The organism is Microbacterium sp. SORGH_AS_1204 (assembly GCF_030818935.1).
Classification (GTDB): domain Bacteria; phylum Actinomycetota; class Actinomycetes; order Actinomycetales; family Microbacteriaceae; genus Microbacterium.
Genome location: NZ_JAUTBD010000001.1, coordinates 74613 through 90403, shown reverse-complemented (window position 1 = coordinate 90403; position 15791 = coordinate 74613). Strand labels below are relative to the sequence as shown.

Here is a 15791-nt window from a genome sequence, read left to right as displayed (position 1 = left end):
GCATCGTCGGCTCACCCGCCGCCGCCGTCACGCGCGTCGCAACCCGCCGCGCAGCGCGAAGAGGACGACGCCGAGGGCGACGGCGACGGACCCTCCCGCGAGGACGGAGGCAGATCGCGCCCCCACGGCATCCGCGAGGGTCCCGAGGACGGGAGAGCCGAGAGGGATGCCGCAGAGCGTGACCATCGCGAACAGCGCATTGACGCGGCCGCGCAGCGCGTGCGGGGTGACCAGCTGCACGTAGGCGGCTCCCTGCGCCATCAAGAGCATGGAGGCGATTCCCGTCGGGACGAGGCCGACCGCGTACAGGGGGAAGGTCGGCAGCGCACCGGTGGCCGCGGTGAGCAGGCAGACACCGATGGCGGCCGCGGCGATCGAGCGGGGAGTGACCCGACCGAGCACCGCCGTCAGGGCAGCCCCCGCGATGGTGCCGACCGCGAGTGCCGACCCGAGCAGCCCGACGCCGGTCGCTCCCGCGGAGAAGTCCTGCGTTGCGGCCAGTGTCGCGATCGACAGGATGTTGGGCGAGATGAGTCCCGCGACGGCCGTGAGCGCGAAGACGAGGCGCAGGCGCGGTTCGGTGAGGACGAAGCGCACCGCGTGTCCCATCCCCGCGGGAGTCGCCTCGTCGCCGTCGGGGTGGCCGTCGCGCCGGCGGGGCAGCCGGGTCAGCACGAGAGCGAAGACGCCGAGGGCGGCGGCACCGACCACGAACGACGGACCGTTCCCGAACCCCGCGATGAGGAAGCCCGCGGCACTCGGGCCGATCAGCCGACCGAGCTGGAAGAAGAGCGTGTTGAGCCCGACGGCGTTCGAGAGCACACGGGCCGGCACGATCTCGGTGATCACCGTGGGGCGCATCGCACTCTCGAGCGCGGAACCGAGGCCGTACACCGCGGCCAGGACGAGGGCGAGGGGAAGGGTCATGACACCCAGCAGGAGCGACGTCGCCTGCGCGATCCCGACCAGGGCCATCGTGCTCTCCCCGGCGACGAGGAGGCGGCGCGGTCCCCACCGGTCGGCGAGCACGCCGATCACGGGGCCGAGAACCAGGAGCGGGACGAACTGGATGGCCGCGGTGATGCCGAGCACCGCACCGCTGCCGCCGCTGAGGTCGAGCACGAGCAGACTCTGCGACGTGCCCAGCATCCACGAGCCGATGAACGCGAGCTGCGCACTCGCCGCGTAGGCGCGGAACGCGGGGAAGGCGAAGCTCGCGATCGGCGAACGGCCGGGCCGGGCGGCATCCTCTCCCCCCGCGAGGGCGCTCACCACGGTTTGACGATGGAGGTCGGGTCCGCGTCGTACTCCTGTTCGCGACGGAGGAGGGACTCGTCCACGGTGGCGTACAGGATGCCGTCGACCTCGGGGGCGAGCGGTTCGGCGATGCTCTCACCGAAAGGTCCGAAGATGCGCGTGGAACCGCCGCCGCTGAGAATGCGATCGCGCTCGCCCTCGGGGAGCTCGAGCAGCTCGAGGTAGGCGTCGCCGGCCACGATGGTCGGGGCGAGGGTCACGACACCACCCTCGGCGGCGTACTGCGAGCTCGCGGCCATGCTCGCCTCGGCGCTCATCGGGACGAACCCGGGATAGAGCCCGAAGTGGGGCCACGAGGCCACGTGCAGTTGCTCGTTCTGCGACAGCAGGGCGTGTCGGAGGAGCGGACGGCGGTTCTCGGAGCAGTTGAGGGCACCGATGCGGCCGATCGAGCTGTCGACCACCTCGAGATCGGCGCCGGATCCGGAGGCGAAGATGTCCCACTCGACCGCGGACGGCTTGAGCTTCCGCCGCTTCATGGTGGTGATGCCGTCGTCGCTGATGACGTACTGCGCCATGAAGAGCTCGTCGCCCACGCGTTCGCTCAAGCCCAGGACGACGGTGATGCGCCCCTCTCGCGCCGCCGTCTCGATCCGCCGGTGCTGCGCGCTTCCCGCCACGAGCGAGTTCTCGAGGTAGCGCTGTCGGAACGGCGCGCGGTAGTCCTCGTCGCCGAACCACATGAAGCTGGGGTAGCCCGGCAACCAGGTCTCGGGGAACGCGATGACACGCGCGCCGTGGGCGGACGCCTCGGCGATCAGGGCGATGGTCTTGTCGGTGGTGCCGTCGAGGTCGAACCACACGGGCTCGGACTGCACGGCGGCGAGGGTGATCAGGGCCATGGGGGCTCCTTCGAGGACGGTCAGGCGCCGGCCAGCAGGGCGCGCCGGGCGAGGCGCCTCTCCTGCTGCAGGCGAGGGTCGGGGACGGGAGCCGCGGCGAGCAGCAGACGCGTGTAGTCGTCGGCCGGCGTCTCGGTCACGGTACGGGTGGGGCCGAATTCCACGATCCGGCCCTTGTTGAGCACGGCGACCTCGTGCGAGACCTGGCGCACGACGGCGAGGTCGTGCGAGATGAAGAGGTAGCTGACGCCGAGGTCGCGCTGCAGCTCCGCCATGAGGTCGAGCACCTGCGCCTGCGTGGTGAGATCCAGCGCGCTCGTGGGCTCGTCGCACACCACGAGTCGCGGCGACACGGCGAGAGCGCGGGCGATCGCGATGCGCTGTCGCTGTCCGCCCGAGAACTCCCGCGGGTAGCGGTCGACGGCGTTTCCGGGCAGCGAAACGCGGTCGAGGAGGCCGCGGACGATGCCGTCCGCCTCGGCCCGCGTCATCCGGCGAAGCGCCAGCAGCGGTTCGGTGAGGATGTCGCCCACCGTCAGAGACGGGTTGAGCGAGCTGTAGGGGTCTTGGAAGACGACCTGGATCTGCGTGCTCACCTCTCGTCGACGGGCGAGCGGCAGGTGCGTGATGTCGCGCCCGTCGTAGGAGATGTGCCCCCCGGCCACGCGGGTGAGGCCCAGGATCGCGCGTCCGATGGTGCTCTTGCCGGAGCCGGACTCGCCGACGAGGCCGAGCGTGCGCCCGGGCTTCAGCTCGAACGAGACGCCGTCGATGGCGGTGTACGCCGGGGTGAACAGGCCGCGCTTGCGATAGGTGACGCGCAGGTCCTTCACACGGAGTGTCCCGTCGGTCGCGGGCGCGGGTGTCGTGGTGGTCATCATCGGGTGCTCGCCTCCTCATCGGCATACCAGACGGCGTGTTCGTCGCCGCGCATCGCGGGGTTCGCGGCGAGCAGGCCCGCCGTGTATTCGTGGCTCGGGTGATCGAAGAGCTCCTCGACGGCGGCGTTCTCGATGATGCGGCCGTGCAGCATCACGATCGCGCGGTCCGCGACGTCGGCGACGACACCGAAGTCGTGCGTGACGATGATCATCGCCATCGTGCGTTCCCGGCACAGCTCGCGCAGCAGCTCGAGGATGTCGGCCTGGACGGTGACGTCCAGCGCCGTCGTCGGCTCGTCGGCGATCAGCAGTTCGGGCTCCGCGGCCAGGGCCATCGCGATGCAGACGCGCTGCGCCATCCCGCCCGAGAGCTCGTGCGGGAACGAGCGGGCGACGCGCTCGACGTCGGCGATCTTCACCTGCGCGAGGAGCCGGCGCACCTCGGCCCGGCGGGCGCGGCGGTCGAGCGTGCGGTGCAGCCGCAGTGACTCGTCGATCTGGTGCGCGACGGAGAACGCCGGGTCGAGGCTCACCATCGGCTCCTGACCGATGTAGGCGATGCGACGGCCGCGGACGTGACGCAGTTCACTCTCGGGGAGGGTGAGCAGATCGTCGCCGTCGAGCACGATGCGCCCCGCGGTCGCCTCGACGCCGGTCGGCAGCAGACCGATGATCGACATGGCGGTCATCGTCTTGCCGGAGCCGGACTCGCCGACCAGGGCGAGGATCTCACCGCGCCGCAGCTCGAACGACACATCGGTGAGCAGGGGCGTCCCGCCGGCGGCGGCGGAGAGTCCGAGGACGGACAGCATCGCGCCCCGCTGGTCCACCGGGGTCGCGTCGGCGGGGAGGGGGGTCCGTGCGACCATCACGCCCCGCCCGGTGCCGGCGTTGCCGGGAATGGCATCCCGCACCGCGTCGCCGACGACGGTGAACGCCAGGATGGTCAGCACCAGGACGAGACCGGAGGGGACGAGCATCCACGGCTGCTGGTTGATATAGGTGTTCGCGTCGGCCACCGACCCACCCCAGCTCGGCGCGGGGGGAGGGCTCGCGAGCCCGAGGTAGCTGAGGCCCGCCTGCGTGAGCAGCGCGAGGCTGAGCACGATCGTGGCCTGGACGATCAGGGGGTTGCGGACGTTCGGCAGCACGTGGCGGGCGATGATCCGGGGAGAGCGGAGTCCGTAGACCTTCGCCGCATCGACGTACAGCTCGGCGCTCGTGGCGGCGGCGCCGTCGCGGGCGAGTCGGAAGAACACCGGCGAGACGATCAGGCCGAACACCGCCATCGCCGTGTACACGTTCTTCCCGGTCACGGCGAGGATCGTGAGCAGGATGACGATGACCGGCACGCTCTGCAGCAGGTCGATGATGCGTGCCGAAATGGCATCCCAGCGGCCCCCACGGAAGTAGCCCGCCGTGAGCCCCGCGGGCACGCCGATGACGAAGGCGACGACGAGGGCGAGCAGCGCGCCGAGCAGGCTCACCTGGCCGCCGTGGAGCAGGCGGCTGAGGATGTCGCGCCCCAGGCCGTCGGTTCCGAGCGGATGCGCGGCGGTCGGGAGGGCGAGCGTGTTCGCAAGGTCCTGCTTGACCGGGTCGTAGGGGGTCAGCAGGGGTGCGGCGATCGCGCCGATCACGACGATCGCGATCCAGACGAGCGCCAGCACGAGCGGGACGGACACGCGCAGGCGGGCGCGGCGGGGCCGGGCGGCGGGGACCGCGGGCGCGGTTGAGAGGGCGGTGGACATGGTCACCTCAGTTTCGGGTTGAGCCAGGCGGAGACGAGGTCGGTGAGGAGGTTCACGGCGACCACGAGCAGGGTCATGACGACAACGACCCCCTGCATGAGAGGAACGTCGAGTTTCGACACGGAGGCGAAGATGAGGCTGCCGAGCCCGGGGAGCGCGAACACCTGCTCGATCACGACCGCGCCGCCCAGCATGCCGACGAACTGCAGGCCGGTCACCGTCAGGATGGGGCCCGAGGCGTTACGCAGCAGGTGCTTCGTGATGATCGACGTGCGCGACACGCCCTTCGCGCGCAGGATGCGGACGAAGTCGCGCCGTGCGAGATCGGTGAGGCTGGCGCGGGTCTGCAGGGCGATCGCGGTCGCCGAGGCGAGCCCGAGCGCGATCGTCGGCAGCGTCAGACTGCGGAGCCAGCCGTTGGGGTCGTCCTCGAACGGGACGTAGCCCGACGGCAGGAAGATCGGCACCCAGATCGCCAGGCAGAGCACGAGGACGAGGGCGAGCCAGAAGTTGGGCAGCGCCATGCCGACGACCGAGATGAGCTGCACGGCGCGATCGACGACGCCGCCACGCACAGCCGCGAGCACTCCCAGCCCGACGCCGACGATCAGCGACAGCAGGGTCGCGGCGAGCGTGAGGCTCAGCGTGACCGGGATACGGGCGGCGATGGTCTCCAGCACGGGCGAGTGGTCGTAGAAGCTGGAGCCGAAGTCGCCCCGCAGCGCCGCGGTGAGCCAGTCGAGGTAGCGCTCGAACAGCGGACGGTCCAGGCCCAGCGCCTCGCGCAGCGACGCAAGCTGTGCGGGGGTCGCGGTGTTGCCCAGGATCGTCGCGGCGGGGTCGCCGGGGATCAGCGGGACGAGCAGGAACGTCAGCAGCGAGACGAGGAGCACGAGGGGGACGGCTATCGCGAGACGTCGTCCGATGACCGAGAGCACGGGATTCTCCTTCCGGAGGCAGGAACGCGGGGAGGGGGTCGGGGACGGGACTCGCGGCCCCGCCCCCGACCGTGGGGCATCAGGAGATCGGCGACCAGGCGTAGATCCAGGGGTAGCCCTCGCCGGGCCACAGCTTCACCTCGACGTTCTTCGAGGCGTAGACGATGACGTCGGCGTAGTACACCGGCAGGAACCACGCGTCATCCGAGACGATCTGCGCGATCTGCTGGTAGAGCGATGTCTGCTCGGCGGGGTCGCTCGACGCGGCCACTTGGGCGTACAGGCCGTTGATCCGCTCGTCCGACGACTTGTAGGGGTTGAGCACTCCCGTCGGGGTGACGATCGGGGCCAGCGTCGTGTACATGTCACCCTGCGTGTACGTCAGGGCGTAGGCGGGATCCTTGGCGGCCTGGACGTTGGCGAAGAAGTCGCCGTCCTGGTCGATGGTCATCGTCACCCCGACCTCGGCGAGGTACCCCTGGATGGCCTGGACCATGGCGTCATGGATGCCGGGGACCGCGGTGACGGCGAACGTGAAGCCGTTCGCGTACCCGGCGTCGGCCAGCAGCTCCTTCGCCTTCTCGGGGTCGAACGGGTAGGCGTCGTCGAGAGCGGGCACGTTGCCGGTGGTCTGGGTTCCGAAGTACTGGTGCGCGGGGCTGCCGTACTCGCCGACGACCGCCTTCGTGATCGCGTCGCGGTCGATCGCGTAGTTCAGGGCCTGCCGCACGCGGACGTCGCCGAGCGCGGGCTGGTTGGTCCCGGCGCGGTCGCCGAGGACGAGTCCCCACGTGTCGGTGGCCTGCGTGACGATCTGCAGCCCCGCCGACTTCGCCGCCGCCGCCGTCGTGGTGTTGCCGAGGGCGATGTCCATCGTGCCGGCGCGCACCGCGTTCAGCGTCGACGACGGGTCGGTGAAGTACTTGTACTCCAGGGCGTCGTACGAGAAGGCCGAGGCATCGCCCCAGTAGTCCGCGTTGCGGACGAAGCGCCAGTGGTCGCCCGACACGGTGGCGTCGGTGTCGAGCACGTACGGGCCCGTGCCCGCCGGCTCGGTGGCGAGGTCCGGGCTGCTGAGGTCGGCCGGGCTGACCATCATGCCCACGTTGTGCGACAGCAGATCCTCCATCGCGGGGAAGGGCGCCGACAGCGTGATCAGGACGGTCTTGGCGTCCGTGGCGGTGATGGTGTCGATCGCCGCCGCGTTGCCGATCGCGGGACCCGAGACGGTCTTGACTCGCTCGAGATTGGCCACCACGCCGGCCGCGTCCAGGACGGTGCCGTCGGAGAAGGTCACGCCGTCGCGCACGGTCAGCTGGAAGCTGGTGGGCGAGAGGTACTCGTACGCCGAGGCGAGGCCGGGGGTGTAGGTGCCGTCGGCGTTCTTCGTGATGAGCGTCTCGTATGCGGGCTGCAGGATCCAGATCGAGGGACCGGAGTCGGCCAGGTACGGGTCGAAGCTCACGGCGCTGACGGTCGTGGCGATGTCGAGTTCGTCGGTCGAGGAGGCGGATGACGAGCCCGCGCAGCCCGCGAGGGCGGCGGTGACGGAGAGCGAGAGGGCGATGGCCGCCGTCACGCGGAGAGGGCGTGGCATGAGAGGAGCTCCTTCGGGTGGGTGGTGCGCGAACGCGTCGAGGTGAGGTGATTCAGGGACAGGCGGACGGAGTGGGGCCGTTCAGGTGCTCCCACGAGGCGGCGAGATCGAGCAGGTACTGCTCGTCGTCGGGGCGAGTGGCGAGCAGGCTGAGGGCGAAGGGCCGGCCGCCGGGAAGCGTGCCGGCGGGCAGCGCGAGGGCGGGGTGGCCGGATTTGCTGGCGAGGAATGTCGCGAGCGGACCGGGGAACAGCACGGCGTCGACGCCGTCGACCTCGCGGAGGTGGTCGAGCACGCGCCGTGCCGCGTCGTGCTCGTCGGCGCGGAGTCGGTTGCGCAAGGCGCGGTCGGCGCTCAGGTTCACCCGGGCGGAGGCCTCGATGTTGTCGATGCCGTAGGGCTGCTCGTGGGGCGTCGCGGCGCGGTAGTGCGCGTAGAGCGCGTCGAAATCGCGGACGGGGGAGCCGGCGGGGAGGGCGTCGAAGTAGTCGCCGACGGACTCGCGGAAGTCGAACGCCGGCACGAGGAGGTCGCTGGGCCCGTCGACGGGGATCGCCGTGGTGGCGGGTCGCAGGTCGGCTCCCGCGTTCACCAGCGTCGCCACTGCGTCGGCCCACGCGGTCTGCGCGTCCGCCTCGGGGCCGGCGAGGCAGAGGGCGATGCGCGCGCCGGCGAGGCGGTCGACGCGGAGAGCGTCGAGGTACCGGCGGTGATCGTCGGGGCGCATCCCGCCGAGCGCGGCCGCGAGGTGGGCGACGCGAAGGGCGAGCGGACCCGGGGTGTCCTGCGCGAGGGTGATCGGCAGCGCTCCGCGGCGCGACAGCAGCCCGACGGTGGGACGCAGACCGTACACACCGCAGTTCGCCGCCGGAACGAGGATCGACCCTCCGGTGTCGGTGCCGATCGTGGCGTCCACGAGGCCGGCGGCCGCGGCCGCGGCGGATCCCGAGCTCGATCCGCCCGTCGGGAAACGGTGCCCGCGAGGGTTGCGGGGCGACCCGCCCCGCGCGCTGTACCCGCCCGGGGCGGCGAAGGTGACCCAACCGCAGAGCTCCTGCAGGTTGGTCTTGCCGACGATGCCGGCGCCGGCTCGACGGAGGTTCGCGACGATCTCGGCATCCTGGTCCGGAACGGACTCGGCGAGCGCGCGGGACCCCGCGGTGGTCGGCAGGCCCGCCACGTCGATGCTGTCCTTCACCAGGACGGTCATCCCCTCCCGCACCGAGGTCGAGGTCGCCGACGCGCGCGTCCTCCACTGCTCGTCGACCGTCGCGACCGCGCCGAAGCCCGTCGGCGCGGTGTCGAGGGAGCGGATGCGCGCCAGCACGGGGTCATCGACGCCCGGTCGGCCCAGGGTAGGAGAGATCACAGCAGTCCTTTGCAAATTCGGGAACTGAGAGGATCTAAACAGACGGCGAGGCCGCGTAATTAAGGACATCGAGAAACGTAATAGGTCCTCAACATGCCGGAAACATAAGCCGCCGCGGTGGCGCATCTCCTGCGAGAGCGCGGAAGACCAGGCGTTGCACGAAAGGCACCGCCGTTGGTTTTGGGAACAGAATGCCGGTAATAGATCAGCGCGAGTAGAGTGCTGAGGTGTCTTCCGATCAGTCCGCCGTCTCGGCGTTCCAGCAGTACGTCCGCGCGCGCATCCTGGAACACCTGCGTCAGAGCGGCGAGGCGAGTCGAACCGCGTTGGCGGAGGTGACGGGGCTCTCCCGTCGCGCGCTCGGCGGCATCGTCGACGACATGAAGCAGGCCGGGCTCGTCGACGAAGCCGACGCCGACCGCGGACCCGACCGCGGTGTGGGCCGCCCCGCGCGGGTGTTGCGCCTCCCGGTGCGACAGGAGCTCACGCTCGCCGCCGACATCTCCCCCGACCGACTTCGGGTCGCGCTGGTCGACTCCGCCGGGGCGATCCTGTCCGTCGCCGAGGCGAACGCCGATATCGCGATGGGGCGCTCGCACACGGTGGGCACCCTCGTCGCGCTCGCACGTTCACTCGATCGCGAAGAGGGACGCCTTCCGGCGCGCGCGGTTCTCGGGCTCCCGACGATGGTGGACTACGAGCGTCAAGTCGTCGATCCGGCCGGTGCGCGCGCGCTCATGCCGAGTTGGACCGACGGTGCGACCGTCGAGGAGTTCGCGTCGGCGCTCGGGATGCCCGTCACGATCGCGAACGGTGCGACGCTCGCGACCCTTGCAGAGCTGCGCCTCGGGGCGGGACGCGGGAGCAAGAACTTCATCGTCCTGGGGATCGGCCACGAGGGGATCGGCTCCGGCATCGTCGTCGACGGTCGCGTGTTCGAGGGGGCGCGAGGATTCGCCGGTGAGATCAGTCACGTCAGTGTCCACGCCGACGGCGTCATCTGTCCCTGCGGGCAACGCGGGTGTCTCGCCGCCGAGACGGCGAACCAGCTCCGGCTGTTCCTCCAGGCGCGCGGGGTCGACATGAACGCGGAGGCGTACGAGGAGCTGTCGATCGCGTCGGCGCAGGGCGATCCCGCCGTGCGCCGCCTGTTCGCCGACATCGGCTGGCAGATCGGTCGTGCGGTCGGCAGCGTCGCCAACGTCTTCGACCCCGACGCGGTGATCATCAACGACACACTGACCGCCGTGGGCGACGACGCGGTGACGCAGAGCCTCGTCCGCAGCATCACGCAGCACACGCACCCCGGCATCACGGCGGGGATGAAGGTCGTCACCTCCGACCTCAAGCACACGTCGATCCTGGCGGGGGCGGGACTGCTCTGAGCCCCGACCCCGCCAAAATGTGCGCCCGGCCACCCCGGAGCCGCGACGACCCGGCTCAGGCCGTCGTGAGGCGTGCGTTCAGTCGGCGCACCCGTCGGGGCTGCACGCGAGCCCTGCGGTGGCCTCCTGCGGGGCCGTCACGATCCGCGCCGCCGCAGTGATCTGCGCCCGCAGTTGCGCGGCCGACGCGGTGGGGCTCCCGATCTGCACGAGCTCGTCGCCGCGGCGCAGCAGCAGCATCGGGTAGCTGTGCACGCCGAGCTCGGCGAGCCACTCCTGGTCCCGTCGCGCCTGAGCGGCGATCATGGCGTCGTCGAGCTGCCGCCGCACGGTGTCGGCGTCGAGTCCGCGGTCGACCGCGATGACGGCGTAGGTCTCGGCATCCGAGAGACTGCGGCCGTCGCGATAGAACGCCGTCTGCATGGCGCCCGCCATCTCGAGCGCGCGGGGCTCGCCCGCGCTCGCGCGGAGGGCGGCGAGACCGCGGGCCGCGGCATCCGAGTCCAGCAGCGTGCGGCCCTCGCTCAGGAGGCGCTCGTAGTCGGGGCCGAAGGTGACCCCGGTGAGTTCGGCGATGCGGGCGTTCGCGCCGGGGATGTGGCCGAAGCGCCCGATCGGAGCGGAGTTCGCGCCCGAGAACAGAGCGCCGTGGACTACGGTGATGCGGATGTCGTCATCGGCGGCCAACTCGTGCAGGGCAGGCGCCATGCCGTAGCACCAGCCGCAGTAGGCGTCGAAGACGTAGAGGAGGTCGTGCATGGGATGTCCTGTCATCGAGGAAGGGCTTCGTCGAACGCGTGACGCGCGTCGAGCACGTCTTGCATGTGGGCGCGTGCCCAGTTCTCGACGGCGAGCAGCAGGGGGCCGAGGCTCGCGCCGCGGTCGGTGAGCTCGTAGATCGCGTGGGGCGGGCTCGTGGGTTGGACGGTGCGGGTGAGCAGACCGTCGCGTTCGAGACCCTTCAAGGTCTGGGAGAGCATCTTGGGGGAGATGCCGGCGACTCGTCGTGCGAGATCGCCGTGGCGCGCGGGTCCGTCCGAGAGGACGCCGATGACGAGAATCGTCCAGCGGTCGCCGATCCGATCCACCAGCTGCCGGCTGGGGCAGTCGGGGTTGTACGGGTCGAAGCCGAGTACCTCGTCCATGGGCGTCCTCTCGATCGGTAGGGATTCAGTAAGCCACAGAGAAGCGCGCGCGGGGGTGCGCGTGCTGCTCGATCTCGTCGACGAAGGCGATGGCGTAGTCGGCGCCCGAGATCGCCGAGGTGCCCTCGGCATCCGTCAGCAGCACGTCGCCGCCCAGGCGGAAGGTGCCGGTGCGCTGGCCGGGGTTCCATGAGCCGAAGGTGGCGGCGGGGCTCAGGTAGAACCAGTCGAGGGCGTCGTCGCTGCCGCGCAGCGCGTCGAGGATCTCGCCGTGAGCGCGCGCCTCGGGCACGAAGGCGGCGGGGAACTCGTCGGTGTCGACCAGGCGCGGGCCGCCTTCGGCGACGGCGAGCGAACCGGCGCCGCCCACGACGCCCAGGCGCGCTCCCGCCGCCAGAGCGGCGGAGACGACGGCGGGCAGGGCGACGATCAGGTTCGGCTCGCCCTCCTGGCGCGCGGTCGCGGGCAGGGCGACGACGATGTGCTGCGCGTCGGCCGTGATCTCGCGCACGAACGTCTCGTCGAAGATCGAGCCGGCGACGGATGCCACGCCCTCGGCGGTCTCGCCGCCCGAGCGCGAGATGCCGACGACCTCGTGGCCGCGGTGGGTGAGCTCCGCGGCGATGGTGCTTCCCGCGTAGCCGGTGGAGCCGAAGACGACGACCTTTGCCATGATGTTCCTATCTGTAGGGGAGTTAGTACCTAAAAGATAGCACAGATTGCGTCGACGGGCCACGGATAGGCGCGCCGGGCCGCCCGACGCGGTATCGTCACCGACCAGACGGCCGCGACGACGCCCCGTCCGCCGCCGTCGAGCACATTTCACATCCGTGAAACACAAGCGGTCGATGACGCCCATAGGGTCGGCGCGACGTTGCGCGACAGGAGGATGCCGTGAGCCACGTGTCGTGGAAGATCATGGAGACCCTGACCGCCGACGCGCCCCTCCCCGAGCGCCGCCGGCGGCTGGGGCGCCAGCTGCTGAGGGCCGTCGCGGGAGACACGTTCGTGTCGTACCGATGGACGCCGGCCGGTCCGTACGCCGACCCCGTGGGGGTGCAGTTCGACGACGAGCACCTGCGTGCCTACGACGCGCGGTTCCGACACATCGACACGATGACCCCTCGGTTCCTCGAGGTCCGCGGGGCATCGGCCATCAGCCCGCAGCGCGACAGCCGTGACGAGTTCGTCCGCGACTTCCTGTTCCGCTCCGGCATGTTCCACGGCATGAACTACTTCGCCCCCCATCCCGTGGTCGGATCTATCGACCTGCGGGTGTGGCGCTCGCAGCGGCGCGGCGCCTTCACCCCCGACGACGTCCGTAAGCTCCAGGCGATCGGCGACCTCATGCACCGGCTCTGGAGCACCGAACCGCTGGCGACCTCCGCCCTCACGCCGCGGCAGAGGGAGATCGCGACGCTCGTGGGCGAGGGACTGACCGACCGGGCGATCTGCGACCGGCTGGGTATCTCGCTGCCGACCCTGCGCACCCACCTCGCCCAGGCGTTCGCCAAGACCGGAACCCAGAACCGCACCTCGCTCGCGATGGCGGCCCGCGCCCCTCGTCATTAATGACGATGCCGGCGCGTTGACGCGTCGAGAATGCTGGGTCGCACGCAACCGTTCCAGCATTCCGGGAGAGAAATGTCCACATTGCGCACGGGGGTCTCGCCCCTGTCCCGACTCGATCGCTTCCCCCGGTGGGGATTGAGCGCGATCTCCGTCCTCACCATCGGCCTGGGCATGCTCTTCGTCCAGTACGACGTCTTCAACATCAACGTCTCGTTCGTGCAGACGTGCGCCCAGATCATCGGCGGCTGCACCCCGGCCACCGCCGACCAGTTCATCGGCCTGCCCATCTTCCTCAGCCTCGTCGGCTACGGCATCGGGGCTCTCATCCTGGGGCCGATGTCCGACCGCTTCGGACGCCACCGCCTGCTCATCATCGCCATGGTGATCACGGGACTCGGCTCGCTCTTCTCGACCTTCGCGGGGGATGCCACGAGCTTCAGCCTCTCGCGCCTGATCACCGGCATCGGAATCGGTGCCGACCTCGCCATCATCAACGTGTACGTCAGCGAGATCGCCCCGCGGCGCATGCGCGGTCGCTACACGAGCGTGCTGTTCTTCATGGCGGCCCTGGGGGCCGCTCTCGGCATCTGGCTGGGTCTGTTCCTCACCACCCCCATGACGCCGTGGCCGCAGGGTCTGCCCTTCGCCCTGGCATCCGACACCTTCACCGCCGGCTGGCGCTGGGTCTACGCCGTCGGCGCGATCCTGGCGGCGTTCTCGATCGTCCTGCGCATCGCGCTGCCCGAGTCGCCCCGCTGGCTGGCCAGCCGCGGACGCGACGACGAGGCGGCCGTCGTCGTCGAGCGCATGGAGAAGCTCGCCACCCGCCGGCACGCGCTCCTGCCCGCCTCGGAGGGCGACAGCGACACGACCGAGGTGACCGTCGGCGGGACGTTCTCGGCCGTGCGCGAGCTGCTGACCTCGCGCGTCTACCTGCGGCGTCTGCTCGTCATCGGCATGGCGTGGCTGCTGGGCTACATCACCCTCTACGCCTTCGCCGGAGCCTTCACCTCGGTGCTCGTGCGCCAGGGATACGCCCCGGCGGAGGCCGGCATCGTCAGCGCCGTGGGCCTGACCGGCTTCATCCTGGCGGCGGTCGTCGCCCGCTCGGTGGTCGACCGTGTCGAGCGCAAGTGGTGGATGCTCATCGGCGGTGCGATCACCGTCGTCGGCGCGCTCATCGTGGTGGGCGGCGGCGGGGCGACCGCGGCGACCTTCCTCGGCGCCATCGTGGTGTTCTTCGGTCAGAACATCTGGGTTCCGGCCCAGTACGCCCTCACGGCCGAGAGCTTCCCGACGCGTTTCCGCACGACGGCCTACGCCCTGGCCGACAGCATCGGTCACGTCGGCGGCGGGCTCGGCGTCTTCCTGCTCGTGGGCATCTTCTCGCAATTCCCGCTGCTCGGGTCGCTGCTGGGGCTCATCGCCTTCCTCATCGTCGGCGCGCTGGTCAACCTCCTCGCTCCCCGCACCCGCAACCGCTCGCTGGAGGAGATCTCCGCATGACGTCGACGCGAACGGCGATGTCCGACGACCACGGCATCTGGACGCAGCGGGCCGACGAGGCGTCGCTCGAGAGCTCGGACGCGTTCCCCCTGGCCGTCAAGGCCAACATCGCCGTTCGCGGACTGCGACGCTCGGCCGGATGCCGCGTCCTCGACGTGGCGGCGGAGGATGCCGACGCCCCGGTGGTGGCGGCTCTCCGCCACCACGGGGCGGTCGTGATGGGCATGGCGAACATGCACGAGCTCGCCCTCGGCGTGACCTCGGACAACGCCGCCTACGGCCCCGCACGGGTCCCGTCGGCCCCGCACCTCTCGGCCGGCGGCTCGTCGGGCGGGAGCGCCGCCGCCGTCGCCGCGGGGCTCGTGCCGCTGGCGCTGGGTACCGACACCGGCGGGTCGGTCTCGATCCCGGCGAGCAACTGCGGCGTCGTGGGGTTCCGCCCCAGCACGGGGCGGTGGCCCACGGCGGGGATCGTGGGCCTGTCGTGGACCCGCGACACCCCGGGGGTGTTCGCCGCGACCGTCGCGGAGGCGGCGCGCGTCGACTCCTGGGTCACGAGCAGCACGGCGGCGCCCCCGGTCGAGCGGCCGCGGCTCGGCATCCCGACCGCGTTCCTCGACGACCTCGACGCGCGGACCGAGCAGGCGTTCCAGCGCACGCTCGACGCGTGGCGACCGGGCGTCGACGTCGTGGAGGTCGACATCTCCGACGTGCTCGAGCGCACCCGCCCCGCCGAACCGCTCGTCGTGGGCTGGGAGGCTCCGCGCGAGCTCGCCTCGGCGGCCGCTCGGGCTCTGCATCTGGCGCCCGACGAGGCGTTCGCGGCGCTGCGGTCGGGCGTCGAGACGGCCGACGTCGCGGCGTTCCTCGACGCGATCGCCGCGCGTCCGGTGACGGCCGACGAGTACGCGCGGGCACTGTCGCTGGTGCTCGACGCGCGCCGACTCGCGGCCGACGCGATGAACCGCGACGGTGTCGACGCCCTGGTCTTCCCCACCACACCGGCACCGGCCCCGCCGTCCGGCGGCGGCGAGAGCACCCGGCACCGCGACCGCGAGATCTCGGTCTTCGAGCTCTACACCCGGCACACCGGACCCGGAACGATCCTCGGTGCGCCGATGGTCACGATCCCGGCCCTGACCGACCACGTTCCCGTCGGCGTCACCGTGCAGGGCCGACGTTTCGACGACGCGCGCATCCTGGCCCTCGGTGCGCACCTGCAGAGCGAGGCGGCGTCCTCGCGCCCGACGGTCGGCGCCGGACGATGAGAGCCGCCCGCGCGGGAACGAACCGCGCGGGCGTCTCTCACTCGCTGCGCGCGTCGGCGCGTCGTCACCGCGTCGAGCGCGGCGACCAGAGCACCTTCCGCCAGCTCGGCTCGGCGCTCGGGATCGCTCCGAGCACAGAGCGCACGCGCTGCCGCAGGTGTGGGCCGCGGGATGCGATTCATCACGGTTTCTCCACCCGAGCGGGCAACGGCACCGAGCC

General features: G+C 71.1%; 14 protein-coding genes. 4 read left to right on the top strand and 10 right to left on the bottom strand.

Annotated features, from left to right (window positions below):
* Positions 1-27: 27 nt before the first annotated feature.
* The 7 genes from QE410_RS00335 to QE410_RS00305 all read right to left on the bottom strand — a co-directional run bounded on the left by QE410_RS00335 (position 28) and on the right by QE410_RS00305 (position 8695).
* Positions 28-1275, bottom strand: coding sequence for an MFS transporter (locus QE410_RS00335; protein WP_307326572.1), 1248 nt, complete (start codon positions 1273-1275; stop codon positions 28-30).
* Positions 1269-2159, bottom strand: coding sequence for a nitrilase-related carbon-nitrogen hydrolase (locus QE410_RS00330; protein WP_307326570.1), 891 nt, complete (start codon positions 2157-2159; stop codon positions 1269-1271). The genes QE410_RS00335 and QE410_RS00330 overlap by 7 nt, the downstream gene beginning before the upstream one ends.
* Before the next feature lie 20 nt (positions 2160-2179).
* Complete coding sequence (locus tag QE410_RS00325) at positions 2180-3037, bottom strand: ATP-binding cassette domain-containing protein (RefSeq protein ID WP_307326568.1); 858 nt, start codon at positions 3035-3037, stop codon at positions 2180-2182.
* Positions 3037-4791: a dipeptide/oligopeptide/nickel ABC transporter permease/ATP-binding protein gene (locus QE410_RS00320; protein ID WP_307326566.1), complete on the bottom strand. Its 1755-nt coding sequence runs from the start codon at positions 4789-4791 to the stop codon at positions 3037-3039. Before QE410_RS00320 ends, QE410_RS00325 begins: the two co-directional genes overlap by 1 nt.
* Positions 4792-4793: 2 nt before the next feature.
* Positions 4794-5729 carry an ABC transporter permease gene (locus QE410_RS00315; RefSeq protein ID WP_307326564.1) on the bottom strand — a complete coding sequence of 312 codons (936 nt, stop codon included), beginning with the start codon at positions 5727-5729 and terminating at the stop codon, positions 4794-4796.
* Between the two features lie 79 nt (positions 5730-5808).
* Complete coding sequence (locus QE410_RS00310; RefSeq protein ID WP_307326562.1) at positions 5809-7326, bottom strand: ABC transporter substrate-binding protein; 1518 nt, start codon at positions 7324-7326, stop codon at positions 5809-5811.
* A gap of 52 nt (positions 7327-7378) precedes the next feature.
* Complete coding sequence (locus QE410_RS00305; RefSeq protein WP_307326560.1) at positions 7379-8695, bottom strand: amidase family protein; 1317 nt, start codon at positions 8693-8695, stop codon at positions 7379-7381.
* A 227-nt stretch (positions 8696-8922) separates the two neighbouring features.
* Between QE410_RS00305 and QE410_RS00300 the strand changes: the two genes are divergently transcribed.
* The gene (locus QE410_RS00300) at positions 8923-10080 is read left to right on the top strand and encodes an ROK family transcriptional regulator (RefSeq protein WP_307326558.1); all 1158 of its coding nucleotides are present in this window, start codon (positions 8923-8925) and stop codon (positions 10078-10080) included.
* A 78-nt stretch (positions 10081-10158) separates the two neighbouring features.
* On the opposite strand, the gene QE410_RS00295 is transcribed toward QE410_RS00300, so the two are convergent.
* Genes QE410_RS00295 through QE410_RS00285 form a run of 3 tightly spaced genes read right to left on the bottom strand, consistent with a single transcriptional unit; the run spans position 10159 to position 11898 of the window.
* A complete protein-coding gene (locus tag QE410_RS00295) occupies positions 10159-10839 on the bottom strand; it encodes a DsbA family protein (protein ID WP_307326556.1) in 681 nt (226 codons plus the stop codon).
* An 11-nt stretch (positions 10840-10850) separates the two neighbouring features.
* Complete coding sequence (locus QE410_RS00290; RefSeq protein ID WP_307326554.1) at positions 10851-11225, bottom strand: helix-turn-helix domain-containing protein; 375 nt, start codon at positions 11223-11225, stop codon at positions 10851-10853.
* Between the two features lie 25 nt (positions 11226-11250).
* The gene (locus QE410_RS00285) at positions 11251-11898 is read right to left on the bottom strand and encodes an NAD(P)-dependent oxidoreductase (protein WP_307326552.1); all 648 of its coding nucleotides are present in this window, start codon (positions 11896-11898) and stop codon (positions 11251-11253) included.
* Positions 11899-12119: 221 nt separating this feature from the next.
* On the opposite strand from QE410_RS00285, the gene QE410_RS00280 reads away from it, so the two are divergent.
* The 3 genes from QE410_RS00280 (at position 12120) to QE410_RS00270 (ending at position 15571) form a co-directional block, all read left to right on the top strand.
* Entirely contained in the window at positions 12120-12797 is a 678-nt protein-coding gene (locus QE410_RS00280; protein ID WP_307326550.1) for a LuxR C-terminal-related transcriptional regulator, read from the top strand.
* A 135-nt stretch (positions 12798-12932) separates the two neighbouring features.
* Positions 12933-14303, top strand: coding sequence for an MFS transporter (locus tag QE410_RS00275; protein ID WP_307326548.1), 1371 nt, complete (start codon positions 12933-12935; stop codon positions 14301-14303).
* Positions 14300-15571 carry an amidase family protein gene (locus QE410_RS00270; RefSeq protein WP_307326546.1) on the top strand — a complete coding sequence of 424 codons (1272 nt, stop codon included), beginning with the start codon at positions 14300-14302 and terminating at the stop codon, positions 15569-15571. Before QE410_RS00275 ends, QE410_RS00270 begins: the two co-directional genes overlap by 4 nt.
* Positions 15572-15791 lie beyond the last annotated feature (220 nt).